Here is a 26,239-nt window from a genome sequence, read left to right as displayed (position 1 = left end):
GTTTGCGGTCCTTGACGTCGACCTGCGGGTGTTACGTCGAACGAAGCGCGTCAACAAATCAGGCGAGCCCGGTAAATTAACTGAGTTCATATGAAAGTATTGTTCAACACCTACCCTATGGCGTTTCATACGCCTGGTGGTGGCGAAATTCAGCTTCAGCAGTACCACAAGCACCTCGTTGAACGTGGCGTGCAGGTCAGTCTTCTCGACCTTTGGAATCCGCGCTTCAAAGATCATGAAGTGGTTCACTACTTCTCCTGCATGAGTGGCTCGCTGCACTTCTGTTCGTTCGTCAAGAGCATCGGGTTGCCGCTGGTGGTTTCGCCAAATCTGTGGATCACGGAAGAGTCGAAGTCGAAGTACCCCTTCGACGAAATTCGCCTCATTTTTGTGCTGGCTGACCGCGTGGTCTGCAATTCGAACGCGGAATGCGATCTTCTCGCGAAGGTGTTCAATATTCCCCGAGAGAAGTTTTTTACCGTCTACAACGGCATCGACCAATATTTCCTGCAACCGGTGGATGGCCAGCTTTTCCGGGAGCAGTTCGGCATTACCGGCAAGTTCGTCTTGAACGTTGCGAATGTCGAGCCGCGTAAGAATCAGCTTGAGCTGGCTCGTGCGCTTAAGGCGCATCCTGATCTGCAACTGGTGCTGATAGGGCATGTGCGCGACCAGGAGTACGCGCAGTCCTGTTTCAAGGAAGGCGGCGATCAACTCCGCTATATCGGACCGTTGAATCACGATTCGGACTTGTTGCGCTCCGCGTACGCGGCGTGTTCGGTGTTTGCATTGCCCAGCGTGCTCGAAACGCCTGGACTGGCCGCACTGGAAGCCTTTGCTTGCGGAGCCCCGGTGGTCGTGACGTCCGAAGGGTGTACGAAAGAGTATTTCGGTGCAGGCGCAGCCTATGTCGATCATGCCGACACCGCAGGCATAGCGGCCGCAATCGCGCGCTGTGCGGATGCGCCGCGCAGTTTCCTTTCCACGATCGTCGCCAGCGCCAATTTCACGTGGGCACGTGTAGTCGAGCGCCTCGCGTCGCTTTATGACGACCCCGTTGGATTGCCGGACACGGACAGTCTGTTGAGCGGTTTTTTCGACATCGAGACCGACGGAAACTCCCACTTCGCGTGGACAAAAGAGAAGGCCAGCTTCGAATGCCGTCCAGGCGCAATGAGCGGAATCTGGCGGACCGAGGCCGGAGGCACCGTTGAAATTCGGATCGACGGTGAACTCGCGCATCGATACGTCGACGTCTCGGCAAACTGGACGTCGTTCCGCATCGTTGTTCCTCGCAAAGATGGCACTGCCCTCAGGAACGTCACCATCGAGTTGACGGAGACTTCAGGTCTGCCTCGGTCGAGCCCACGTGCCGTCGCTTTGCGTGACGTGCAGTTCATGGAGGCGTCGGCTCCCGGCTTCGAGGAGATGGCGCTTCTCGATGGACTCTTGCGGGGCAGCAGCGGCTTTTATCCCATAGAAGCGGATCCTTACCGTTGCTTCGCCTGGACCGGGATCCGTGCCAGTTTCCGTTCGCGGCCAGGTCAACTGGACTTTGTCTGGCGATCGGTGCAAAGCGGTACGACCGTCGATGTACTCATCGACGGTAAGCCGATGTTGGCGCGTACGCCGGTGGGCGAAGACTGGAGTCCCGCGAGTCTCGTCATCGAGCCTGTCAAAGGGAGTTCGACGTCAGAGGTGACGTTTGTCGTAAGCAGACCGCAACACGCATCTACGACTGATTTGCCGTTCGGCGTAGCGGTGGGCGAAGTTCAATTCCAACCCAGGGCCGACCAGGGCCCGATTTCCGATGCGGGAGCGTCATGCGTATCGTGATCGATCTGCAAGCTGCGCAAAGCGAAAGCAGATTCAGAGGCATCGGAAGATATTCGCTGTCGCTTGCTTTGGCGATGGTGGCAGATGCTGAGCGCCGCGGGCATGAGGTCTACATCGTGCTCAATGGCAAGTTCCCGGAAACCATCGGCCCGCTGCGAACCGCATTCTCCGGGTTGTTGGGTCAGGAAAGGATCGTGATTTTTTCCGGTCTTCCCGAAACGGCCGGAGCGATTCCCGGAAGCGGCTGGCGCGCCCGTGCGTCGGAACTCGTGCGCGAAGAGTTTCTCGCAGCGTTGAAGCCAGATGTCGTCTACGTATCGAGCCTGTTCGAAGGTTGGGGCGATGAATCGATTGTGGCCATCAATTCTGGCTTGAGCCGACTGCCTACTGCCGTCACGTTGTATGACCTCATCCCGTATGCGATGAGTGATGCTTACCTGGTGGACCCCGGGTATCGATCGTTTTATCTAAGGAAGTTAGAGTTCCTTAAAAGGGCCGACTGTCTGCTCGCGATATCGGAACATTCGCGCGTGGAAGCCATCGACCTGCTGCAGATTCCTGCCGAACGGATTGTCAATATTTCCGCGGCAATCGGTGAGCAGTTCGCGCCGGTCCAACTTCCCGCCGACGCGGCCCAGCAGTTGCTCGCCCAGTACAACATAAGCGGTCCGTTCGTTTTATACGTACCGGGAGGATTCGACCCGCGCAAAAACTTCGATCGGTTGATCGAAGCATTCGCGAGCCTGCCTTCCAGCGTGCGGGACGGTCTGCAGCTCGTTATAGGCAGCAAGGTGCCCCCAGGAATGGGCGAAGCACTCGACGCGAAGGCAGCCAGCCTTGGGCTTGAGCCCAATCAGCTTGTGCTGACAGGCTACCTGCCGGATGACGAGCTCACAGCCATTTATGGACTGTGCCGATTTTGCGTGTTTCCTTCGTTGCACGAAGGATTTGGTCTGCCGGCTCTCGAAGCGATGGCCTGTGGTGCGCCCGTTATGGCGTCGAACTCCACAAGTTTGCCGGAGGTTGTGGGATGTGAAGAGGCGCTGTTCGATCCTCTTTCCGTTGCAGACATCGCGCGCGCGATGCTCAGAGGCCTGACGGATGAAGAGTTTCTTGAGAGACTCAAACGCCATTGCGCCACACAGGTCAAGAAGTTCTCGTGGGAGCGTTCCGCACACCTTGCGCTGGATAGGCTCGAAGAGGCGTTTGTAGCTGCAAGCGCGCCGATGTCGCGTATCGGTGATGGAGATGTCGCCACCACGTACGAACGCGTCATGGCTGACATGACGCGGCAGGCGGCAGAAGCGCATCTCGATGCTTCAAACCGTGATCGCATTTCGCTTAAGGAGTGTCTGGAGTTGAACAAGCAGGTTATCAACGGCGTGTGCGGTGATCGGCAATTGCTGGTCGACATCTCGGAGCTGGTCGCCAGAGACGCAAAGTCGGGTATCCAGCGAGTGGTGCGAAGCATTCTTCTGCGACTGCTCGAGCATCCGCCCGCGGGCTATCGTGTCGAGGCGGTCTATACAAAAGACGGTCACGGGCTGCTCTACGCCAGATCCTTCGTCGCGCAGTTCCTTGGCCGGCCGGCCGAAGGAATTCAGGATGTGCCAATTACTTTCGGCAAGGACGATGTATTTATTGGACTGGACCTTACGGCGCATCTGTTTCCGGCGTTCAGTGAGACGCTTCGCCACATGTACGAGGCGGGCGTCCAGATTCACTACGTTGTCTACGACTTGACTCCGTTGATGAACACGCGGTGGCACACGCCGGGGATGACACAGGCTTTTACGCACTGGATAGACGGCCTTGCGAGCTACGCGCACAGCTTGGTGTGCATTTCCGAGGCCGTCGCGGCCGATGTGGGCCGTTGGTTCGTCGAGAAGCGGGCGGGATTGGGTCGTGTGCCGGATATTACCCATTTCCATCTGGGCGCCGATATCGGCAACAGCCAGCCGACGGTTGGTATGCCTGACGAGGCAAAGCAGGTACTCGATGCTCTCAAGGCTTGCCCGAGCTTTCTGATGGTCGGCACGGTCGAGCCGCGGAAGAGCTACGCTCAGGCAATCGATGCCTTCGAGCTTCTTTGGTCGAAAGGCGAAGAGGTCAACCTCGTGATTGTTGGCAAGGCGGGGTGGCACGTCGAGGAACTGGTTGAGCGTCTGCGTGACCATCCGCTTCGTGGCAAGCGGCTGTTCTGGCTGGAAGGCATTAGCGACGAGTATCTCGAACGCGTGTACGAGACCTGTTGCGCGCTGATTGCGGCTTCCGAATACGAAGGGTTCGGCCTGCCGCTCATCGAAGCGGCCCAACACAAATTGCCGATCGTCGCGCGCGACATTCCGGTATTTCGGGAAGTAGCAGGCGGTTACGCGTACTGGTTTAGTGGAGCGGATGGTGCTTCGTTAGCCCAGGCTCTTTCCGGATGGCTCGACCTTTATCGTAACGGCAAGGTGCCGGATTCCTCGGACATGCCGTGGCTGACGTGGGAACAGAGCACTCATCAGTTGCTGTGCCGTGTTGACGTACTAAACGACGATAAACCGTGATACGCACGCGCCGACGGGACCGGCCCGCATAGCCGGGCTCGTTGGCAACTACATCGAACAACTAGGTCAATTTCTTCGAGTATTTCTTATGAAAGCAATCATCACTGGTATTTCCGGGCAGGACGGTGCCTATCTCGCGCAACTTCTGCTGGAAAAAGGTTACACGGTCTACGGTACGTATCGCCGGACGAGTTCGGTCAATTTCTGGCGCATCGATGAACTGGGCATCCAGAATCATCCGAACCTGCATCTGGTCGAGTACGACCTGACCGACCTGTCCACGAGCATCCGCCTTTTGCAGCAGACTGGCGCCACTGAGGTCTACAACCTCGCGGCCCAGAGCTTCGTTGGGGTGTCGTTCGACCAGCCGGTTACGACGGCGGAGATCACGGGTATCGGCCCGTTGAACCTGCTGGAGGCTATTCGTATCGTCAACCCGGCGATCCGGTTCTACCAGGCATCCACGTCGGAAATGTTCGGCAAGGTCCAGGCCATTCCGCAAGTCGAAGAAACGCCGTTCTATCCGCGCAGCCCGTACGGCGTGGCGAAGCTCTACGCACACTGGATCACGGTGAACTATCGCGAGTCGTATGGAATCTTCGGCTGCAGCGGCATTCTGTTCAATCACGAATCTCCGCTGCGTGGCCGCGAGTTCGTGACGCGCAAGATTACCGACTCCGTGGCCAAGATCAAACTGGGTAAGCTGGACGTCCTGGAGCTGGGCAATCTCGACGCAAAACGGGATTGGGGTTTTGCGAAGGAGTACGTGGAAGGCATGTGGCGCATGCTGCAAGCGGATAAGCCGGACACCTACGTATTGGCGACGAACCGCACGGAAACCGTGCGCGACTTCGTGACGATGGCGTTCAAGGCCGCCGATATCCGGATTGTGTGGCAAGGCGCGGGCGAACAGGAAACCGGCGGGGACGCCGCCACGGGCAAGACGGTCGTGCGGATTAATCCGAAGTTCTACCGTCCCGCAGAGGTCGAATTGCTCGTGGGGAACCCCGCCAAGGCGGAGCGTGAACTCGGATGGAAGCCGCAGACGACGCTCGAGCAACTGTGCGAAATGATGGTGAAGGCCGACCTTCGTCGTAATGAAGTCGGCCATTCGTTCTGAAGTGGCGATTGCTCTGACGGGCGGCCACGCCGCTGCTTCTTTCGCCGAGGGACTCAAGGCGTGAAGGTGCTCCATGTCTACCGCACCTATTTCCCTGATCCGCCCGGTGGTTTGCAGGAAGCAATCAGGCAGATCAGCCTTGCCACGCGCGAGTGCGGTGCGGACCCGAAGATCTTCACGCTATCGCCCCATCCGGAGCCGCAGGAGGTAGCGTTTCCGGAGGGGAACGTGGTCCGCTCGAAGTCCTGGGCCGCGCCGGCATCATGCGACCTTGGAGGCTTCGATTCGTTGCGTGAGTACCGTCGCCTGGCGCAGTGGGCGGATGTGCTGCATTTCCACTTTCCGTGGCCGTTCGGCGACGTTTTGCGCCTCCTGGACACAAGCGGAAAACCTGCGGTGATGACGTACCACTCGGACATCGTTCGCCAGCGCATGTTGGGCTATGTGTATGGTCCGTTGATGCGCCGGATGCTGGCTTCGATGTCTGCTGTCGTCGCGACCTCGCCTGCGTATGCGCAATCGAGTCGCGTACTGACCGAGGCGGTACGCCCCGACCGTCTGCGCGTGATTCCCCTCGGCATCCGCGATTACGCAAACAGCGAGCTGTCGAAGCGATGCGGGCCGGACCTCCTTGCCCGATTGCCGTTAGGGACCAAGCCATATTTCCTGTCCCTTGGCGTGTTGCGTTACTACAAGGGGCTCCATGTACTCGTAGAGGCTGCTTCGTCCATTCCCGCCAATCTGGTGATCGCGGGATCGGGCCCGGAAATGGAAAGGTTGAAAGAACTGGCTGAGCGGAGAGGTGCCAAGAATGTCATCTTTGCAGGCCAGGTGACGGACGAAGAGAAGATCGCGTTACTGAAGGGCTGCCGGGGGCTGGTGCTTCCTTCGCAACTGCGTTCGGAGGCGTTCGGGATGGTATTGGTCGAAGCCTCTATGTTTGGCAAGCCGATGGTCTGTTGTGAAATCGGTTCCGGCACGTCCTATGTCAATGAACATGGGGTGACTGGAATCGTCGTTCGGCCAGAAGCGTCGCAGGAGTTGGCGCAGGCGGTAAACATCCTGCTTGAGGACGAGGGGCTGGCGCGGCGTATGGGGCTGGCCGCCCGGGCGCGGTACGAGAGGCTGTTTTCGGGACCCGCGCTGGGGAAAGCGTACGTGTCGCTGTACGAGGAAGTGTTGAAGGCAACGGTGAAGATGGGCGGTGGCTGTTAAACCCGTGCACCCAATCCGGGCCGAAGCCGCTTCATATAGGCGCCGATTTCCACACGTTACTGCGAAGAGACCCATGCGCATCATCGTTGATCTCCAGGCGGCCCAGAATGACAGCTCGTTTCGAGGCGTCGGTCGCTACTCAAAATCCCTTTTAAGAGCCATGGTGCCTCTCGCTAAGGCACATGGCCACGATGTGTGGCTGTTACTCAACGGGAACTTCAGTGAGACCATAGAGCCGCTCATGAGGGAATTTGCCGATGTCGTTCCTCCCGAACGTATTGCGATCTTTCCGGGCATGGCACCGGTGACTGAAACGGTTGCGGCCAACGAATGGCGTCTCCGCGCGGCCGAGCACCTTCGCGAGGAGTTTCTAGCCCAACTTCGGCCCGATGTCGTACATGTGTCGAGCCTCTTTGAGGGCTCTGTTGACGACGCAGTCGTGTCCGTCGGTCGCACCGGAATCAAATTGCCGACTGTGGTCACCCTATATGACCTCATTCCGTGGGTTCTATCGCAGCACTATGTGACTACGCCTGAGTACGAGCGGTTCTATTTTGGCAAAGTTGATTCACTCAGACGTGCTGATTTGTTGCTTGCCATATCGCAGCACTCGGCGGACGAAGCAGTGACATTGCTTCAATACCCACGAGATAAAGTGGTCAATATTTCGGCTGCCATCGACGATCGTTTCGTGTGCAAAACGTATTTGCCACAGGAAGCGGAAGAGATTACGTCGCGCTACGGAATCCAGAAGCCGTTTGTACTGTATATGCCAGGGGGGTTCGATCCACGAAAGAATTTTGCGACGTTGATCGATGCGTATGCTCTTCTGCCAACGCATATTCGCGCGTCGCACCAACTAGTGATTGGCAGCAACATCAAGGCTGCGGAGCGTGCAGCGCTTGCGGCGGAAGTGAAGCGTACCGGCCTATCGTCAGACGATGTTCGAGTAATCGGCTATGTGCCCGACGAGGATCTGGTCGCGTTGTATAGTCTCTGCCGCCTACACGTTTTCCCTTCCCTCTACGAGGGGTTCGGGCTGCCTGTGCTGGAGGCGCTGGCATGTGGTGCACCGACAATAGCGTCCAACACGAGCAGCTTGCCCGAGGTAGTCGGATTGGACGAGGCGCTGTTCGATCCCCGTTCAGCACAAGACCTTGCCAACAAGATGTTGCATGCGCTGGCGGATGTGGAATTCGCCGCGAAATTGCGGCGTAACGGGCTCGCACAAGCCAGGCGATTCTCCTGGCAGCGGTCGGCCACGCTGGCGTTGGAGGCGATCGAGCGAACCTTCCGGCCACGGGACTACTCCCCGATCAATTACAAGGACGAACACGGATTCGTCGACGCCGTATTGGCAGCACTATCTGCCCATCAACCTCGAGTGACGCCGATGCGACAAGACATTGATCTTCTTCGAGATAGCGCCAAAAAAGCCTGGGCGGAACTACGGCGTCTGGGAGGCGGGCCAGTTCGCTGAGCATCCAGGCTCCTTAGGGCGATGCTCTCGAGGCCGCTCGATGATGATGGTCGGGCTCACTCTCAACTAGCCGGGCGATCTACGGCATGCCATATACCGCGTGGGTGCGTCGCGCTCGGTCGCGCCGCAATGACGATCTCTTTATCCTCGCGGCAATAGCTCCCGTCCAAAATCCATGTGCGCTCGCCCTAAGCAATGAAAGGCTTTGGGAACGCCTCATTCCGCTTGCGCAACATGCGGTATAGCGACCTCGTTGTGTGGCATCACAGGATCACGCCAAAATTACGATACCGGCCACTTCCAGATTCTCGCAGATGGGCGACTGTGTAGCGCCGCTCATGTCAAGTAAATCGCCATTGATACTGACGCCACGTCCGATTCCTCGACGTAGTTCGGAAGGCATTCCATTCCTCTCGCTTCGAGGCATCCTGCTGCGCCGCGCGACTGCAGGAGAATTAAAGTCAATGTACATTTCAGCCTTCGAGTATTTGTTCGATCTACACGGGCTTCCACATAAATGCGGCGAGCGCTGCCGCGGTATTTTTTGCCGAAGGGGCGAAGAGAAATGAGTATTTTTTTCATGCACATTCCGAAAACAGCGGGAACGTCGATTACCGCCGTGCTCGAAGACAATATGTCCGTTGTCGATTCAATGATAATGAAAAAAATAAGGAATTCGTATTATAACAACTGCATTGATTATTCGCTCTTGAAGGCGGCAAAAGTCGTCGCAGGCCATATTCCAATGTCAGTTGCTTCGCTTATGAGCGGGCCGGTCAGGAAAATCGTGTTTTTGAGGGATCCCGTAGATCTGTCGATTAGCACGTTCAATTATATGAAGAAGCTTGGTGAGATAGACCAGTCGGAGGATTTGGTCGACTTTATCACGTCGCCTCGTGGAGAGTGCATCAAGAACATCCAGACTAAGTGGCTCTCCAGTTCATTTTTGCCAAACACGCCCACTCACCGAGAGTCTATGCATTTCGAGTTCGGGCGAAGTGTTGAGAAGATGAGCTTCGTAATTGATGATGCGGTGCTGAAAGAGGCGGTGAAAAATCTGGATGACCTTGAATTTGTGGGAATCTTTGAGCAAATGGAACGCTCGATTGCGTTGATGTGCGAAAGATTTGATTTCGGAAGAAGTCCGAATTCTATTGCTCTAAACGTGGGTGTGTACAGCAAGACTCGCAACGAGCAATTGACTGCGCTATTAAAAGATGAAAATAGATTTGATATGGAGCTCTATCGTTTTGGCAAGGAAAGATTTGAGTCTTTCGACGTATCAGGGGGGCTTGGTACGGCTTCCGCTTCTTCGGAACGGTTGGCGCCTTACGCATTTATAGACATGGACGACTCGATCCGGCACAACGGATTTCATTTGCGGGAAATCTGGCCTCATTGGTACGGCGTAAGATGGACCACCGGTGCGTCCGAGATATATCCAGCATGCGAAATTATCCCGGGCGTTGAGTACGTCTGTGAATTATCGGTGTTGTCAATTATTTTGCCCGACGACGCATCGAATGTGCAAATTCTAATCAACGACACTCCGTTGAACTATGTTCTCATGGAGGCCGGTGGCGTTTGGTACTATCGCGGAATTTTCTGTTTTGAGAGCGTGGTTTCGCGGCCGAAGCTGGAAATTGTGGTGCCATTTGCCACTAAGCCATCCGCAATTGGAATGTCTGCAGACGATAGAACCTTAGGGCTGGCCGTTAAATCAATTAAATTGATGCCGCTGGAAAATTGTGCAGTTAATTTTCGCTGACCCTAGGTTATCGACAAAACGTACTCACCTGGCTACGAACCCGGCGCGCGTTATGATCTGGTCCACGGAGAGGCCTGCTGGCACGGGTGCCACAGTTACTCCATTTCTCGTCAGTTTATAGAAGACTTGCTGTTTGTTTTCGCTGATCAGGTCGGGCGGTCCGCCGAGCAAGCGCGTCAATTCGGCTTCGATTGCGGCACCACCGTCTGCATAGCCTCGACGGTCTATATAGATTCCACTAAAACCGATCCGCCTCGCAACCTCGATCTGACGCTCGAGGGGTGCCTCGGCGAGCGCGCGGAAGAACAGGTCAGAGGCGCGTCCCTTCATGGCGCCGTAGCTCCACCCGAGCGATGCAGAATGCAGATACCCGCGCGCCTGATCGTAAGATTGCACCCCGCCTACGGAGAGGGCCTCCGGAAACCGGACATAAGGCAGTTGATAGATCGCACTACCCTTGGGGCTCTCCGTCTCTATTGAGCCGATAAATCTCGCATCGTTCAGATATTCGGCCCGGGTTGCGTCATTGCAAGCCTGGCAAGGCGGCGTTGTTTGATCCCAGATGGCGATAGCGCAAAGAATTGCGCCAATACCACCAATGGCCGGCCACGTTGCGCGCAGACGCGGCGCATATCGTTCAATGCCTAGCTGAGTGATAAGCATCGCCGCACAGATTGAAGTAAATGCAATGAATACGCTTACCCGGTTCCATGCCCGAATCATTGGGCTAATTAAAATACTGAAGAGCGCCGATCCGCCGCCAATTGTGCAAAACAGAACAAGAACGAAAGTAATGGCGGCAAGAAAATACAGCCGCTCGTCACGTCGCTGCGCTTTCCCAGGCGCAATCAGTGCGAGCAATAGTGCCAGAAAGCCGACGCTACCAATCGCCCCAAGCGAGGCTGTTTCATTTTCATTGACGAGCGGGAAGGTGGTCGTGTATTTCTGGGTCAATTCCGCAAGGGGCGCCATGCGATGTCCGACGCGCGGCAACAGCAACTGCGTAATCTTCAATCCATAGAGCTCTGCTTCGGATGGATTCCTCTGGGCCACCTCGGTATTGATCCCATGTCTGGCCCGATCGGCTAGATTCGGCGCGACGTTCGCTACAATGCCGATTGTTACGATTGCGACCGCCAATATGCCGGGAAATATGGAGATGATCGACCGCACGCGCAGATATTTGCAGAGTGTTGCAGCCAGAAAGGAGAGAACACCGAAAAAGGAGTAGTAGACTCCGAAGCACGACAAGACCAGAAGGGTGGCTACGTGCCCAATTTGTCCGGACAGGCCGCGGGATTTGTCGGAAGAGAAGAGATTCCCAATGTATATTTTATAGGCGTACCAGATAAATAACGGCGCAGGGAAATACCATGTGTAAAACAGATGGGGCAGGCGTAAAAAATGGAACGGCAGCATAGTAAATATGAAGCCGGCCGAAAAACTGAGCGCGCGTGACAGGCGAAAGCGCCGTGCAACAAAATAGGCGCTCAGCGCATTTAGTGGAAACCCGATGAGATAGTAGATATTGAGCGCGGTGGCTGCGCTTCCCGACAGGACACCAAACACCTTTAGCGCGGCGAGGCTTCCCGAATCAGGGATGGGGTAATCGTAAAGATAAGAGCCAAATGGTGCCCCCATTGCGCTGCTATGGAAGACCCAGAGATTTTCCATAAGACGCTTGATCACGAGGAGCATCAGTAGCCCATCGCCGTTGTAGATCAGCGGAACGCGAATATCAAGTTGGCTCCCACCCATGAGCATCCAGCCAGCCACCAACGAGAATGCGCCCAGCGCACATGGTGCGACCAACGACAAACCTTTGCTCTTTTCCGGTGAGCGGGTGCTCGGCGAATCCCCGAAGGCGAAGTCTGTCACGAGATCTAGCCTCTTGTTTGTAGTGCTGCGGGTGTTGGTTGATTCACTTCGGCGCTACTTGGCGAGCGACGCGGGAGAGTCGGCGGTGGAGTTGATCCGCTCCCTCTCTACCACCAACGGCCGCTTTTGCGCATACGTCAGAATCGCGCCAACGTACTCGCCCAGCAAGCCGATAAAAAACAGCTGAACAGACGAGAAGAAAAACAAACCGATGAGCATCGGTGCGCTGCCCATTGAAAAGCTGTTCCAGTACAGCAGTTTGAGCACCAGATAAATGAACGAAACGCAAAGGCTAACGCCCGAGAGGAAGAATCCGGCAATGGTCGCGAGGCGCAACGGCACCTTGGAATGCGACGTGATGCCGAGCATCGCAATATCGTACAGCGTGTAAAAATTGTTCTTCGAAATGCCGCGCTTGCGTCTGGGTTGCACGTAAGGCAACTGGATTACATCAAAGCCGATCTCGCAGACCAGGCCGCGGAAGTACGGATAGGGATCGTCGATCTGGCGCAGGATCTCAATCACCTTGCGATCGTACAGACCGAAACCGGTGAAGTTCTGGATAAGCTTCACGTTCGCGATACGCGTAACGAGGCGGTAGTACATGCGGCGAAGCGCAAAGAATAGCGCCGACTCTTTCGCCTCCGGCTTTACGCCGATCACGATAGGTGCGCCGGCAAGCCAGTTCTTGACGAACTCTCGCATCAACTCGGGCGGGTCCTGAAGATCGGCCACCAGCAGGATCACCGCGTCGCCCTTCGCCTGAAGCAAGCCATACATCGGCGAGCGAATATGCCCAAAATTTCGTGCATTCACGATGACGCTCACGTTCGGGTCCGCCGCCGCGATGCTGCGCAACTTGCTTACCGTTGTGTCGGTAGATGCGTTGTCGATGAAGAGATGATCGTAGGTGACTTCAGGGATGGTCGAGAAGATGCGGCGCGTTTCGCTATACACCGCCTCCACGTTTTCCTCTTCGTTGAAACAGGGAGTGACGACCGTGATGTGCTTCATGGCAAATTGAAAACGAACCGGCGATTGAGAATAAAGGCTAGCAGGCTGAGGGGAACCAGCGTGATGGCATTGGCGACGTAAACGTTGGCACCCAGACTCAAAAGCAGGCGCACGCCTCCCAGGTTGACGAGGTAGATGACACAGTAGACACCTACGAAGCGCCAGAAACGCGACCGCGGTGCGCCGTCAAATACGAGCCGTCCTATGCTCTGGAAGTTGAACAGCACGCCGCCAATGGTTGCTAGCCCGATCGCCACTGGGTACGTCAGACCTATAAACGTAAATACGGCGAAGAGCGAATAGCCGAAAACCGTGTTGAGACCGCCTACCACGAGAAAGCGGATCAGCTGATAAACGGTCTTCACGGCCGGCTCACGGTCTGACGCTGTGCTGGCACCGGCGGGCGTTCCGTCTGCCATGTCGTTACCGCTCGTATTGGATGCTTGCATCGAGCGCGCGCCTGATCTGCTTTTCCACCGCCTCGGGCGCGAGGCCATGGCTTTCCATCAGGAAAGGATAGTTGCCGCACAGCGTGCTGAATTGATCCGGAATGCCGACGCGGACGAACGTTCCGAGGTACTGCCCCATGAGCGTTTCCGCGACTGCACCGCCAAGGCCGCCGTAGATGGAGTGCTCTTCGAACGTGACGATTGCCTCACGTCCCTCGGCCAGCTTGCGCAGGGAGGCGGCAGGGAACGGTTTCAGGCATGGCACGGAAACCACGTCGGCATTTCCTATCGCGGCTGCGGCCTGTTGAGCCAGCTTGACGCCCGACCCCGTGCCGACGAAGAGGTACGACGCACCGGTATTTGTCACCGGGATCAAATCGCCGCTCGCCCAGTCCGTCAAGGGGGCGCGATGGACATCGCCGAGATCGGCTTTGCCCATGCGGAGATAAGCGGGTCGCGAGTTCTCAAGGATGTGCTGCGCACAAGCGGTCAGCTCGAAGCGATCACATGGCGAGTAGATCGAAATCTGCGGTACGGCGCGCAGGGCAGCAATATCTTCCGTACTTTGGTGGCTCGTACCCAGTTGAGCGTAAACCACGCCGGCGCCGTCTCCGATGAAGGTGACGGGCAGATCCTCGTAGCACACGTCGATCTTGATCTGTTCGAGCACGCGAATGGGCACGAACGCGGCAAGGCCGTAGACGATCGGGCGGAAGCCCGCTTTCGCAAGCCCTGCTGCCACGCCAACCATGTTCTGCTCGGCAATGCCGCAATTCAGATATTGGTCCGGGCAGGCTTTCCGGAATGGATCGAACAGCGCGTAGCCATGGTCACCGGTGAGCAAAAGTACCTTGGGGTCTTTTTGCGCGGCAGCCACAAGGGCGTTCGAAAATGCGTCTCTCATGCCTTGCCTCCAAGTTCGGCAACGGCCGCCTCATACGTCTTGGGGTTGAGTCGCGTGTAGTGCCAGATGTTGTCGTGCTCCATGAACGACACGCCTTTCCCTTTCACGGTCTTCGCGATCAGCGCTTTGGGCCGCCCGTTCTTGCGGGTCTTCAGATCGCTGTATGCCCGGTCGATCGCGAACTCGTCGTGGCCGTCTATCGTGACCGCGTCGAAATCGAAGGCCGCAAACTTTGCAGCGATATCGCCGAGGCCCATGACTTCGTCAGTCGTTCCCATGGCCTGAAAACCGTTCGCGTCGACGATGACAATGAGGTTGTCGAGCTTGAACTGCGCAGCGAACAGGGCGGCTTCCCAGATGGTGCCCTCGTTCAGCTCACCGTCGCCCACCAGGGCATAGCAGATCTGGTCAGTGTTATTCCGTTTGGCGGCAAGCGCGAGCCCTACGCCAACAGACAAGCCATGGCCAAGCGAGCCGGCGGTGACTTCCACGCCGGGCACGTGCGCATCCGCGAGCCCTTTCAGCCGCGTGCCGTTGCCGAAATAACGCGCAATCTCGTCGTCCGGCAACCAGCCAATCTCGTGGAGGCAGGCGTATTGCGCCATGACGCCGTGGCCTTTGCTGAGCACCATGTAGTCGCGCGTTGCGGACCGCGGATTAGTCGCGTCGAAGCGCAGATGATTGCGGTAGAGCACCGCAAGCAGTTCCACAATTGAAAACGCGCAGCCGATATGAACCGTCGAACCTGCAAACGCCATATCGAGAACCGTCTTGCGGATTCGGGACGCGTCGAACTTTCTCATGCTGTGACCGCCACGCGGCTCCAGTTGATCGTCTTTGACAGAGCGCATTCTAAGGAAGTGAATTCGTCGACACCGAGAGCGGTGCGCGCCTTCGTCGTGTCAGGTATGTATCGCGGCGGTGGGCCGTCCTTCGCCTGGGCCCGCGGCATCGCCGCGAGTGGCGAACCGCACAGCCGTTCGACCGCGCGTGCGAGTTCGATAATCGAAATCTCGTGTTCGGAACCTACGTTGTACGCTTCGCCCCGTTCGCCGTGTTGCAGGATCCGCAATAGCCAGACACAGGCGTCCGCCATGTACAGATAGCTGCGCAGCGGTCGTCCGTCGCCATTGATGGCGATCTGCTGTCCTGCCAATGCGTCGCGAATGAAGTTGCCGGCTGCGAACGGACCGTCGAGCGGAATGGCGGGGCCCAAAAGCGCGTAGATGCGGGCAATCGAAACGTGCAGGTCGCCATGTTGACCGTACGCCGCCGCAAGCCATTCGGCGGCGCGTTTGCTCTGACCGTATGCCGTGTTGACGTCGAGAGGATCAGGCGCGCCGGAAAACGTCTCTGGCGTGCGAGCGAGCGTGGCGGGCTGTGTGCCATAGACGGCGCCGCTCGACGTCAACAGAAACCTGGAGGCACCCTTGGCCCGCGCAAGATCCAGCACACGCCGTGTGCCGATTACGCCCGTATCGAACACGCGCAACCGGTCGCCGGCCTTGGTGGTATCCGCGACGTCTGTTGCGGCATGAATGCACAGATCGATGGCGCCAACGTCGGCCTCAAAGTTCACGACGTCACCCGCGATGAGCGTCATGCCGGGGACATTGAAAAGATGCGGCGCCTGCGCGCGTGCCCGGTCCGGCTCGCGGCTTAGCGCAACAACCTCGATGCCGCAGCCTCTTACCCGGTTCGCATGCTGTATGACCTCGAGCAACCATGACCCGATGAAGCCCGTTGCACCGGTCATGAAAAGCCGCGCGCGGTCGAATGCGGGCCACACGTCGGCGGTACGCTCGACGATGAAGTCCAGATCTTCCTGTGGCAGCGGCTTTCGCATGTTTCGAGACTTTTAGAAGTTGACGCCCAGGAACGTTTCGATCTTTTCCACGATGAAGTCGAGCATTTCACGGCTAAGACCCGGATACACGCCAACCCAGAACGTCTGGTTCATGACGATATCTGTGTTCGTCAGCTCGCCGCTCACGCGGTATTCGCGGCCGATCATGTATGGCTGGCGCGTGAGATTGCCCGCGAACAGCAGACGTGTTCCGATCTTGTTCTGGTCGAGATAGGACAGCAGATCGACACGCCGGAAATCGGCTTCCGGCTTCAACGTGATCGGGAAACCAAACCACGACGGCACGGAGTTGGGCGTAGCGTGCGGCAGGATCAGGAATTCCTTGCAGCTCTGCAGCTTGTCGTGAAGATAGGCGAAGTTGTCGCGTCGGGCCTGAATGAAGCCTTCAAGCCGGTCCATCTGTGCAAGGGCACACGCCGCCTGCATGTCGGTGATCTTGAGGTTGTAGCCCAGGTGCGAATACGTGTACTTGTGATCGTAACCTTCGGGCAGGTTGCCGAGCTTCCAGCAAAAGCGCTTGCCGCAGGTGTTGTCCTTTCCGGGCGCGCAATAGCAGTCACGGCCCCAGTCGCGGAACGATTCGGCGATCAGCTTGAGATCGGGATTGTTGGTGAATACCGCACCGCCTTCACCCATCGTGATGTGATGCGCGGGGTAGAAGCTGAGCGTACCGATGTCGCCGAAGGTACCGACCAGCTTGCCGTCGTAAGTAGCCCCGAGAGCATCGCAGCAGTCTTCAATCAGCCACAGGTTGTGCTTCTTGCACAGCGCCGTGATGACTTCCAGGTTGTACGGATTGCCCAGCGTGTGCGCCAGCATGATCGCCTTCGTTTTCGGCGAAATGGCCGCTTCGATCTTGCTTGCGTCGATGTTGTACGTACCCAGTTCCACGTCCACGAAAACGGGCACCGCCCCGAACTGGAGAATCGGATTGACGGTAGTGGGGAAGCCTGCCGCGACGCCAATGACTTCATCGCCTTGACGGATGGCGCGATCGCCGAGTTTGGGCGATGTGAGTGTGGAGAAAGCGATCAGGTTGGCCGACGAACCGGAGTTCACCGTGATCAGATATTTGACGCCGAGAAATGCTGCAAGCTTCTTTTCGAATTCCTCATTGAAGCGCCCCGTGGTCAGCCACCCGTCGAGCGACGCTTCGACCATCAGTTCCATCTCTTTCGCGCCAATCACCTTGCCGGACGGCGGAACGACGGTTTGTCCCGGCTCGAACGCGCGCGGTTGGGTGGCGAGCTCGCCGTATTGCTTGACGAGCTGGATGATCTGTTCGCGGATCTGATCTTTGTTCATGGGGGATAGCTTCAAGAATGAGTGTATTCGTCGATTTGGGCGAGCGTGACGGCCTTCATGTCTTCGTGACGAGCGGCAGCCTTGTACCACGCGACGATATTGTCCAGTGCGTGATCGAGATTCCATCTCGCCCGCCAGCCGAGACGCGCACGCGCTTTCGAACAATCGAGCTTCAGGTAGGTGGCTTCGTGCGGATGATTACCGTCGTCCAGTTTCCATCGGGCACCTTCGCCCCACTGGGAGGTGAGCCGCTCCACGATGGCTTGCACAGGCTGCGCGTCGGAGTCGTTCGGGCCGAAGTTCCAGGCATCCGCGTATCGCGTACCTTCCGTGTAGAGCTTTTCAGCGAGGACGAGATAGCCGCTGAGCGGTTCGAGCACGTGTTGCCACGGACGAATGGCGTGCGGGCTGCGGATATGGACCGTCTCCCCGTTTGCGATTGCCCGCATGATGTCCGGAATGAGCCGGTCGGCCGCCCAGTCGCCTCCGCCAATCACATTGCCCGCTCGCGCGCTGGCCACTGCGACGCCATGCTGCTGATAGGCGGCCGGATTGAAGAAGGCGTTTCGATAAGCGGCCGTAACCAGTTCGGCGCAACCCTTGCTGCTGCTGTACGGGTCGTAGCCGCCCATCGCCTCGTTTTCGCGATAACCCCATTCCCACTCGCGGTTTTCGTAGCATTTGTCCGTGGTGACGATCACGACGGATTTCACGCCCGGCACGAGTCGAATGGCGTCGAGCAGATAGACGGTCCCGAGCACATTCGTTTCATAGGTTTCCACCGGCGTGACGTACGATTCGCGCACGAGCGGTTGTGCCGCCATATGAATGACGATTTCGGGCTGAGCGGCCCTGATTGCGTTGAGCAATTGCTCGCGGTCGCGGATATCGGCGATAACCGACTCGATGCCATCGCCGGCTTGCGCAAGCGTGTAGAGGTTCGGCGTGGTTTCCGGTGCGAGCGCGTAGCCCGTGACCTCGGCTCCCAGGGCTCGCAGCCAGAGCGTGAGCCAGCTACCCTTGAAACCCGTATGGCCGGTCAGGAAGACCTTCTTGCCGAGCCAGAACGAAGCGTCCTTCATCACCAAACCTTCCACGGTGCCTTGCCGGATTGCCAGAGGTCTTCCAGGAGCGTTTTGTCGCGCAGCGTGTCCATAGGCTGCCAGAAGCCTTCGTGTTCATAGGCCGAGAGTTGCCCCTGGGCGGCGAGCTGTTCGAGCGGTTCGCGTTCCCAGACGCATTCGTCGTCGGGAATGAGATCGATAACCTTCGGCGAAAGCACGAAGAATCCGCCGTTGATCATGCCGCCGTCGCCTTTCGGCTTCTCCTTGAACGAGCTGACCTTGCGATCTTCGATATGCAGCGCGCCGAATCGGCCCGGCGGGTAGGTCGCGGTGAGCGTTGCCTGATTGCCGTGTGCCCTGTGGTACTCGACGAGAGAATAAATGTTGATGTTGCTGAGACCGTCGCCATACGTGAAGCAGAAGGCCTCTTCGTCCTTCACGAAGTCTCTCACGCGCCGCAGCCGCCCACCCGTCATGGTGGATTCGCCCGTATCCACCAGCGTCACCTTCCACGGTTCGGCATATTGCTGATGAACCTGCATTTCGTTGGTCCGCATGTCGAACGTGACATCGGACGTGTGCAGGAAATAGTTCGCGAAATATTCCTTGATTACGTAACCCTTGTAGCCGCAGCAGATGACAAAGTCATTGACGCCATATGCCGAGTAGATCTTCATGATGTGCCAGAGGATCGGCTTGCCGCCAATCTCGATCATCGGCTTGGGGCGATTGACGGTGTCTTCGGAAATTCGGGTCCCAAGTCCACCTGCGAGAATTACAGCTTTCATTGAAATCCTGTCTGGACGCAGTCGAAAATTCGGTGAGCAATGAGTGAACCGGAGGACGGTTTCGGGGCAAGTGCCCGCATTTGCCCGATGTGCCGCGAAGTCGCAGCCTGGGTCGTTCTGTTGGCTGCGCTGATGCCAGCGAATCGAATTACGGTAAAGATGTGACGAAATCTAACCGAATCTTACGATTTTAGCATGAGGGTCTCCGCGAACAATAGGGCGGCTTGACGCGCGCACTTGCGTGCCGACCGTTGCGCCGCGACCCGATCTCAACTCCTCGGGTTCTTGCCACTCCACGTCGCAACACGTGGGCAACGGGCGTCCTTGTCCTTATCTCCTTATCCATAGACACTCTCGCGCACAGGTTCGCTCTCACGCTGTGTTGGTCTCATGGCGGCATGTCTACAATACGGCTGGTCGCGCTTCTGCCCAGCGCCCTGCTTTGAAGGAGTCTTGATGCCGGATTCGTTGCCACGGTCGCTATTGAGGTGCACGGCGCTGCTCGTGCCCCGGCAGGCACATAGGGAGAGGGCGCATCTTTTCGATCTTCGCTGCGAGGACTTGTTTTGTTCGTCGCCACGCTGGAGGGCAGCGTGGCCAGCAGTGCATAGGTTATTGACTTGCCGGTCTCGAACGCGCTCATGACCCAACACATCGCTATCACCGGAGCGAACGGTTTCGTCGGCAAAGCGCTGTCCCGTGTCTTGCTGGAACGAGGAGACGTCGTGACGGGCATCGTGCGCCACCCGCAGTCCACATACAGTGGCGTTCGCGAGTGGGTCTTCGGCGCAGACGATTTCGACGGCATCGAAGATGCGTGGCCGTCGACGCTGCATTGCGATGTCGTGGTCCATCTCGCCGCGCGTGTGCACGTCATGAAAGAGGCAGTGTCCGAGCCGCTCGCGGCATACCGGGCGACCAACGTGACCGGCAGCTTGCGCGTCGCGCGGGCAGCGCGTCGTGCCGGTGTTCGCCGTTTGGTCTTCGTGAGCAGCATCAAGGCCGTAGCGGAAAGCAGCCAGGACCATCCGGTCACCGAAACGGACCGGCCCATGCCGACCGACCCATACGGTATTTCGAAGCTCGAGGCGGAGCGGGCGTTGCTTGAATTCGGCGCGCAATCGGGCATGGAGATCGTGATCGTGCGCCCGCCGCTGGTCTACGGCCCAGGTGTGCGAGCCAACTTTCTTCAATTGATGCGCGCCATAGCGAAGGGTGTTCCGTTGCCCTTGGGCGCCGTCACGGCGCGCCGCAGCATGGTGTTCGTCGACAACCTGGCGGACGCGCTTGTTCATTGCATCGTCGCGCCCGGTGCCGCGGGGCAGACGTTCCATGTCACCGACGGTCAGGATCTGACTGTGGCCGAGCTCGTAGAAGCGCTCGCGAGGCAACTTCACGTACCCACCCGGCTGATCCCCGTTCCCGTGCCGCTTCTGCGTCTTGCGGGCCGGTTGACCGGACGCTCTGCTGCCATCGACCGACTTGTGGGCGACTTGCGCGTGGATAGCGCACATATTCGCGAAGTGCTCGGCTGGTCGGCGCCATACACGGTCGAGCAGGGCCTGCTGGAGACCGCTTCCTGGTACGATTCAACGCGCTGACCTTACATGCAGATCGATTCTCTTCTCGCCCCTCCAGTGCTACGCGCGCTCTTTGGGGCTTTGCTTGCGTTAGCGCTGTGCGCGGCCATCCTGTGGGCGTTGCTCAAGACCGGTCTTGCCTGGCGACTCGCGACCGATATTCCAAACGATCGTTCGTTGCACACGAAGCCGACGCCACGCATCGGCGGTTGGGGCATCGTACCGGTCTCGGTCGTCACGATGGCTGTCTTTGCGCCCACCATGTGGTTGCCGGCGCTGCTGGCTGCGCTTCTTGCAGCGCTTTCGCAAATCGACGATCGCCGCGGCTTGCCGGCGCGAGTGCGCTTTGGCGGCCACGTCGCCGCCGTTATCGCGCTGGTAGCGTCCTATCCGGCGGATGCGCCTTGGTGGGTGTTGGCCGCTATCGCGTTTCTGCTCGTCTGGCTGGTCAACCTGTACAACTTCATGGACGGCGCGGACGGCCTGGCCGGTGGAATGGCCGTATTCGGCTTCGGTGGATATGCCGTGGGTGCATTGACGGCCGTGCATCCGGATCTCGAGCTGGCGATGGGGTCCATTCTCGTGGCTGGAGCGGCGGCGGGCTTCCTCTTGTTCAACTTCCACCCGGCACGAATTTTTCTGGGGGATGCCGGATCGATTCCGCTGGGTTTTCTCGCTGGAGCGTTGGGATACCTTGGCTGGCGCGGCGGCGTCTGGCCGCTCTGGTTTCCCGCGATGGCGTTTTCGCCCTTTATTGCCGACGCTTCCGTCACATTGCTCAAACGCATCGCCCGCGGAGAAAAGTTCTGGCAAGCGCATCGCGAGCACTACTATCAAAGAATGGTGCAGGCGGGGTTCGGGCACGCGTCCACCGCAAAGATCTGGTACTTGTTCATGGGTGTCGGCATAATAATTGCTCTGTTCTCCCGAGGCTTTGCTCCTCTTTTCCAATGGCTTGCCGTTGCGGCGTGGGCGGGCGTGCTGGTTCTGGCCGGCGCGTGGATTGATCGACGCTGGCGGCGTTTGCCGCTCTCCGGGCGAACGCGAGGTTCTGCATAGATGAAAAGATTCAAGGCTCGATGGCTTTCGCTCAGCGCATTTGCGTTTGACCTGTGTGCCGTATCGGCGGCGTGGCTGCTCGCCTATGTCATTCGCTTCAACGGCCCCGTACCGGCTGAGTTCTGGAACAGCGGCTTGCACGCGCTGTTTTGGGTGCTCGTCATCTATGGCCTCATGTTTCGCGGTTACGGGCTGTACCGCGGCATGTGGGTGTTCGCGAGCCTTCCCGATCTCGTGCGTATTGCCAAGGCCGTATGCGTTGGCGCACTGGCTGTCGTGATTGCTTCTGCGCTGTTGCAGCCGAAGCCTGTCGTGCCCCGTTCGGTGCTGCTCGTGTCGCCTATGCTGCTGTTTCTGGCAATGGGTGGATCACGGGCGTTATATCGTGCTGCGAAGGAGTTCTATCGCTACGGCGGACTCGTCGGGCAGGGCAAACCGGTATTGGTGCTCGGCGCGGGAACAGCGGGCGCGAATCTCGTGCGGGAACTCAAACGATCCGGCGAATGGCGCCTTGTCGGCCTGCTGGACGATGACCCCGTCAAACAAGGGCGTGAGCTCTACGGCTACCGCGTGCTGGGGCCTATCGGCGATCTGCAGAAAATCAGTTCCGGTCTGAAAGTCGAGCACGTGATCATTGCGGTGCCGTCGGCGTCGGTTGAGGCGCACCGGCGCATCGCGACACTGTGCGTTCGCGCCGGCGTGAAGGCGATGGTTTTGCCCGCGCTTACGCCGCTCACCCAAGGGCAGGCGTTTCTATCGAGAGTTCGGCAGATCGACCTGGAGGATCTGCTGGGCCGCGATCCGGTGATGATCGATACCGTGCACGTGCAAGCGCTTCTTCGAAACCGCGTCGTGATGGTGACGGGCGCTGGTGGATCGATCGGTTCCGAGCTGTGCAGGCAGATTCTGCGGTTCGGCCCCGCGCAGCTCGTTGCGTTCGACATTTCCGAGTTCGCCATTTACCGGCTCAACGAAGAGCTCCGTGACAGGTATCCCGAGGTTTCGCTCGTGCCCGTGATCGGCGATGCAAAAGACTCGCTGCTGCTCGACCAGGTCATGGCGCGCTACACACCCCACATCGTGTTCCATGCGGCCGCGTACAAACACGTGCCGCTGATGGAGGAAGTCAACGCGTGGCAGGCTGTGCGCAACAACGTCCTCGGCACGTACCGCGTGGCGCGCGCAGCTATCCGTCACGAGGTGAGGCACTTCGTGTTGATCTCGACCGACAAGGCCGTGAATCCGACGAACGTGATGGGTGCGAGCAAACGGCTTGCCGAAATGGCGTGTCAGGCGTTGCAGCAGATGAGTTCGCGCACCCAGTTCGAGACGGTGCGTTTCGGAAACGTGCTGGGCAGCGCGGGCAGCGTGATCCCCAAGTTTCAGCAGCAGATCGCAAAGGGCGGCCCCGTGACCGTGACTCACCCTGAGATCACGCGCTTCTTCATGACGATTCCAGAGGCTTCGCAGCTCGTGCTGCAGGCGTCGAGCATGGGGCAGGGTGGCGAGATTTTCATTCTCGACATGGGTGAGCCCGTGAAGATCGTCGATCTCGCCCGCGATCTGATCCGCCTGTATGGGTTCACGGAAGAGCAGATCCGCATTGCGTTCACAGGGCTGCGGCCGGGCGAGAAGCTCTACGAAGAACTGCTCGCGGACGACGAAACGACTACGCGCACGCCGCACCCGAAGCTGCGTATCGCGAAGGCGCGCGAGGTGCCGGACAATCTGCTCGACGAGCTACTGCCGTGGTTGATGCAGCATCGCGTACCCGCCGACGACGAAGTTCGTCGCGACCTGCGGCGCTGGGTGCACGAATATCAGCCCACGGCGATGCCGATGCTCGAAAGCGTCGCGACTGCCGCACAGGTGCAAGGGTTGCGTTAGCCTGGTGAAGCACGCGGAACCAGGGCGGGCAGCAGAACGATGGCCGGTTCAGCGCTCCGCGTGATCCTTCCTCACCACCAACCACCGCGGCGACTTGAACCTGACGATACTCACATAAAGCCACACGTAGGTCACCGCAAACACCACGACGAACGCAAACAGGTGAACGGTGTGCCGCCAGAACAGCGTGGCCGGAATCACGGCGATCAGGCAGAGCAGCCAGAGATAGGGTGAAGTCAGCGAGTTTCGCCGCGTCAGCTCGCGCGCCGTGCGTGCACCCACGGCCCAGCGCATCAACCGCTTGTACACGAGCATGTGCAGATGCACGCCATCGGGAATTCCGGGCGACATGCCGCGGATGAACTTCTTCCGGTAGATCGAGAAGCACGTCTCGAAGATCGGATACATGAAGAGCAGCACCGGATACCACGCCGACACATCGCGGTTGCGCATCACCAGCATGATCGCGAGTTCGCCCAGCATGAAGCCGATGAAGTAGGCGCCACCGTCGCCCAGAAAGATCAGCCCGGCCGGGAAGTTCCAGATGAAGAACCCCATTACCGCGCCCATCATGATCAGCGACGCGGAGAGTACGACCGGATCGTGCACCTGAAACGCCACATACGCGAGCGAGGCGAACATCATGAACGCCACCATGGACGCGAGTCCGTTGAAGCCGTCGATGATGTTGATCGCGTTCGCGAGCGCCGCCACGGCGAGCACGGTCACGGCGCCTGAAATCACGGCGTAGGTGAGCAGAAAGTCGAGCGGCGGCACGCTGATGCGCGTCACCGCGATGCCAAGCGCGAAGTACGCGAGCGCCGCCGCGGCCATGGTGCAGACGAGCCTCGCGAACGGCGACACGCGTTTGGTCAGATCCTCCACGAGGCCCGATGCGAAGGCAGGTAGCCCGCAGGCGATCAGCCCGAGAATCCCGCCGGACACGGCCGGATAGCTCACGTGCAGCTGCACTGCGGAGGCTACGAGCCCGATCAGGATTCCCGTGCCGCCAATGCGCGGCACGGGCCGTGCGTGGAATTTCTGGACGCCTGCCAGATCGCTGTCGGTGGAAAATTTCTCATGCAGATGCGCGTACCGCACGATCAGCAGCGTGATCAGAAACGAGACGATGAAGCCGAGCGCGAAACTAAGCATGAAAGCCAACCGGGGAGGGCAAAGGCCGAATTATACAAACCCTGCTTGTGCGCCCTGAAAGGGAATGACGGACCGCCGCGCCCGTCCCGGAACAACGAACGTTTTCGGAGGCGCTCGCAGAGGCGCTCGCAGCCGGGCTCGGTATCATGCGCTATTCCCGCCCCTGTAAAGACGCGCGGTTCGCGGCGACGCGACGCGCACGAACGCTTTTCGGAAGGTAACAGCATGCTGATCAATTGCGTGGCCTATCAGGAGGGCCGAAGGCTCGGCACGATCGATATCGAAGACGTCAGCGAGTACGTCAAGAAGCCCGACTGTTTCGTCTGGGTGGCGCTCAAAGATGCCGAGCCCGAAGAACTCGACAAGATGAAGGAGGAGTTCGGCCTGCACGACCTCGCGGTGGAAGACGTGCGGCACCAGCATCAGTCGGCGAAGATCGAGGAGTACGGCGAGTCATTGTTCGCAGTCTTGCACACCGTGGAGATGGACGACGACGGCGAACTCGTGATTGGCGAAGTCGATGTATTCGTGGGTCCGAACTACGTGCTTTCCGTGCGCAGCCGCACGCGTCACGGTTTTCAGGCGGTGCGCGAGCGCTGCGAGCGTGAGCCCGAGTTGCTCAAGCTCGGTTCGGGCTTTGTGCTGTATGCGCTGATCGACCATATCGTCGACGGCTATTTCCCCGTACTCGAAGCCATGGGCCTTCAGCTCGAGGAAATCGAAGACCGCATCTTCGAACGGCATGATCTTTCGGCGTCGCGCGGCATCATCGAAGACCTTTATTCGATGAAGCGGCGCCTGGTGGTGCTTCAGCATCACATCACGCCGCTGCTCGAAGCCGTGAGCAAGCTCACGGGCGGCCGTATTCCGCAGCTTTGCACCGGCATGCAGGCGTATTTCCGCGACGTGTACGACCACCTCGAACGCATCGTGCGCGCCATCGACGGCCGCCGCGAAATGACCGTCACGGCGATCCAGGTGAACCTCGGCATGATCTCGCTTGCCGAGAACGAGGTGACCAAGCGGCTCGGTTCCGTGGCCGCGCTCTTCGCCGTGCCCACGATGATCGCGGGCATCTACGGCATGAACTTCCAGAGCATTCCGGAGCTGCACTACAAGTACGGCTATCCCATCTGCCTCGCCGTCATGGCGGCCATCGACATCGTGTTGTGGCTGCGGTTTCGCAAGGCAGGGTGGTTATAACGCCGGGGCGGCGCGCTTGCCGCCGTCTCGTCTTGCGCCCGTGTGGGGAACGGAAATCTCCAGCAAGACGGCGTAACCCATGATTTAACGTTCTTCGGCAGCATACCGGTCCAGT

21 protein-coding genes are annotated in these 26,239 nt (G+C 58.6%); 10 read left to right on the top strand and 11 right to left on the bottom strand.

The window, feature by feature from the left end; genetic code table 11:
* The first annotated feature begins 90 nt into the window (after positions 1 to 90).
* The 5 genes from PXJ20_RS18985 (at position 91) to PXJ20_RS18965 (ending at position 8,203) form a co-directional block, all read left to right on the top strand.
* The gene (locus tag PXJ20_RS18985; protein WP_421030447.1) at positions 91 to 1,836 is read left to right on the top strand and encodes a glycosyltransferase family 4 protein; all 1,746 of its coding nucleotides are present in this window, start codon (positions 91 to 93) and stop codon (positions 1,834 to 1,836) included.
* Positions 1,824 to 4,388: a glycosyltransferase family 4 protein gene (locus PXJ20_RS18980; protein WP_421030448.1), complete on the top strand. Its 2,565-nt coding sequence runs from the start codon at positions 1,824 to 1,826 to the stop codon at positions 4,386 to 4,388. Before PXJ20_RS18985 ends, PXJ20_RS18980 begins: the two co-directional genes overlap by 13 nt.
* Positions 4,389 to 4,476: 88 nt before the next feature.
* Positions 4,477 to 5,508, top strand: a complete 1,032-nt coding sequence (gene gmd / locus PXJ20_RS18975) for a GDP-mannose 4,6-dehydratase (protein WP_421030449.1) — start codon at positions 4,477 to 4,479, stop codon at positions 5,506 to 5,508.
* 60 nt (positions 5,509 to 5,568) lie between these two features.
* On the top strand, positions 5,569 to 6,723 hold the full coding sequence (locus PXJ20_RS18970) for a glycosyltransferase (protein ID WP_421030450.1): 1,155 nt from the start codon (positions 5,569 to 5,571) through the stop codon (positions 6,721 to 6,723).
* A 73-nt stretch (positions 6,724 to 6,796) separates the two neighbouring features.
* Complete coding sequence (locus PXJ20_RS18965) at positions 6,797 to 8,203, top strand: glycosyltransferase family 4 protein (RefSeq protein ID WP_421030451.1); 1,407 nt, start codon at positions 6,797 to 6,799, stop codon at positions 8,201 to 8,203.
* Between the two features lie 336 nt (positions 8,204 to 8,539).
* Here the strand turns inward: PXJ20_RS18965 and PXJ20_RS18960 are convergent, their stop codons facing one another.
* Positions 8,540 to 8,785, bottom strand: coding sequence for a hypothetical protein (locus PXJ20_RS18960; protein WP_421030452.1), 246 nt, complete (start codon positions 8,783 to 8,785; stop codon positions 8,540 to 8,542).
* Between PXJ20_RS18960 and PXJ20_RS18955 the strand changes: the two genes are divergently transcribed.
* Positions 8,784 to 9,971: a hypothetical protein gene (locus PXJ20_RS18955; RefSeq protein ID WP_421030453.1), complete on the top strand. Its 1,188-nt coding sequence runs from the start codon at positions 8,784 to 8,786 to the stop codon at positions 9,969 to 9,971. The two genes, PXJ20_RS18960 and PXJ20_RS18955, sit on opposite strands and share 2 nt — an antisense overlap.
* A gap of 24 nt (positions 9,972 to 9,995) precedes the next feature.
* On the opposite strand, the gene PXJ20_RS18950 is transcribed toward PXJ20_RS18955, so the two are convergent.
* The 9 genes from PXJ20_RS18950 to rfbF are packed head-to-tail and all read right to left on the bottom strand — an operon-like array spanning position 9,996 to position 19,240.
* Positions 9,996 to 11,849 (bottom strand): sugar translocase, encoded by a 1,854-nt coding sequence (locus PXJ20_RS18950; protein ID WP_421030454.1) that lies wholly within the window; start codon positions 11,847 to 11,849, stop codon positions 9,996 to 9,998.
* 54 nt (positions 11,850 to 11,903) lie between these two features.
* Positions 11,904 to 12,863, bottom strand: a complete 960-nt coding sequence (locus PXJ20_RS18945) for a glycosyltransferase family 2 protein (RefSeq protein WP_017773057.1) — start codon at positions 12,861 to 12,863, stop codon at positions 11,904 to 11,906.
* Entirely contained in the window at positions 12,860 to 13,312 is a 453-nt protein-coding gene (locus PXJ20_RS18940; protein WP_233425649.1) for a GtrA family protein, read from the bottom strand. The genes PXJ20_RS18945 and PXJ20_RS18940 overlap by 4 nt, the downstream gene beginning before the upstream one ends.
* Positions 13,287 to 14,216 (bottom strand): transketolase family protein, encoded by a 930-nt coding sequence (locus PXJ20_RS18935; protein WP_413213225.1) that lies wholly within the window; start codon positions 14,214 to 14,216, stop codon positions 13,287 to 13,289. The genes PXJ20_RS18940 and PXJ20_RS18935 overlap by 26 nt, the downstream gene beginning before the upstream one ends.
* Entirely contained in the window at positions 14,213 to 15,019 is an 807-nt protein-coding gene (locus PXJ20_RS18930; protein WP_421057433.1) for a transketolase, read from the bottom strand. Before PXJ20_RS18930 ends, PXJ20_RS18935 begins: the two co-directional genes overlap by 4 nt.
* Complete coding sequence (locus PXJ20_RS18925) at positions 15,016 to 16,062, bottom strand: NAD-dependent epimerase/dehydratase family protein (protein ID WP_421030456.1); 1,047 nt, start codon at positions 16,060 to 16,062, stop codon at positions 15,016 to 15,018. Before PXJ20_RS18925 ends, PXJ20_RS18930 begins: the two co-directional genes overlap by 4 nt.
* A 12-nt stretch (positions 16,063 to 16,074) precedes the next feature.
* Positions 16,075 to 17,388, bottom strand: coding sequence for a lipopolysaccharide biosynthesis protein RfbH (rfbH, locus tag PXJ20_RS18920; protein WP_126877751.1), 1,314 nt, complete (start codon positions 17,386 to 17,388; stop codon positions 16,075 to 16,077).
* Positions 17,389 to 17,399: 11 nt separating this feature from the next.
* Positions 17,400 to 18,470, bottom strand: a complete 1,071-nt coding sequence (rfbG, locus tag PXJ20_RS18915; protein ID WP_421030457.1) for a CDP-glucose 4,6-dehydratase — start codon at positions 18,468 to 18,470, stop codon at positions 17,400 to 17,402.
* Positions 18,470 to 19,240: a glucose-1-phosphate cytidylyltransferase gene (gene rfbF, locus PXJ20_RS18910; protein ID WP_421030458.1), complete on the bottom strand. Its 771-nt coding sequence runs from the start codon at positions 19,238 to 19,240 to the stop codon at positions 18,470 to 18,472. Before rfbF ends, rfbG begins: the two co-directional genes overlap by 1 nt.
* Positions 19,241 to 19,881: 641 nt before the next feature.
* Between rfbF and PXJ20_RS18905 the strand changes: the two genes are divergently transcribed.
* The 3 genes from PXJ20_RS18905 to PXJ20_RS18895 are packed head-to-tail and all read left to right on the top strand — an operon-like array spanning position 19,882 to position 23,766.
* Positions 19,882 to 20,841, top strand: a complete 960-nt coding sequence (locus tag PXJ20_RS18905; protein WP_114808998.1) for a UDP-glucose 4-epimerase family protein — start codon at positions 19,882 to 19,884, stop codon at positions 20,839 to 20,841.
* A gap of 6 nt (positions 20,842 to 20,847) precedes the next feature.
* Positions 20,848 to 21,879, top strand: coding sequence for an MraY family glycosyltransferase (locus PXJ20_RS18900; protein WP_421030459.1), 1,032 nt, complete (start codon positions 20,848 to 20,850; stop codon positions 21,877 to 21,879).
* Positions 21,880 to 23,766 (top strand): polysaccharide biosynthesis protein, encoded by a 1,887-nt coding sequence (locus PXJ20_RS18895; protein WP_421030460.1) that lies wholly within the window; start codon positions 21,880 to 21,882, stop codon positions 23,764 to 23,766. It begins immediately after the preceding gene.
* Between the two features lie 48 nt (positions 23,767 to 23,814).
* On the opposite strand, the gene PXJ20_RS18890 is transcribed toward PXJ20_RS18895, so the two are convergent.
* Entirely contained in the window at positions 23,815 to 24,921 is a 1,107-nt protein-coding gene (locus tag PXJ20_RS18890) for an MraY family glycosyltransferase (protein WP_026121101.1), read from the bottom strand.
* Positions 24,922 to 25,146: 225 nt separating this feature from the next.
* Between PXJ20_RS18890 and corA the strand changes: the two genes are divergently transcribed.
* Positions 25,147 to 26,124: a magnesium/cobalt transporter CorA gene (gene corA / locus PXJ20_RS18885; RefSeq protein WP_421030461.1), complete on the top strand. Its 978-nt coding sequence runs from the start codon at positions 25,147 to 25,149 to the stop codon at positions 26,122 to 26,124.
* Positions 26,125 to 26,239 lie beyond the last annotated feature (115 nt).

The organism is Paraburkholderia sp. A1RI_3L, from assembly GCF_048957895.1.
In the GTDB taxonomy this organism is placed as follows: Bacteria; Pseudomonadota; Gammaproteobacteria; order Burkholderiales; family Burkholderiaceae; genus Paraburkholderia; species Paraburkholderia kururiensis.
The sequence above is the reverse complement of the archived record's forward strand: the minus strand, read 5'-3'. Positions and strand labels throughout refer to the sequence as shown.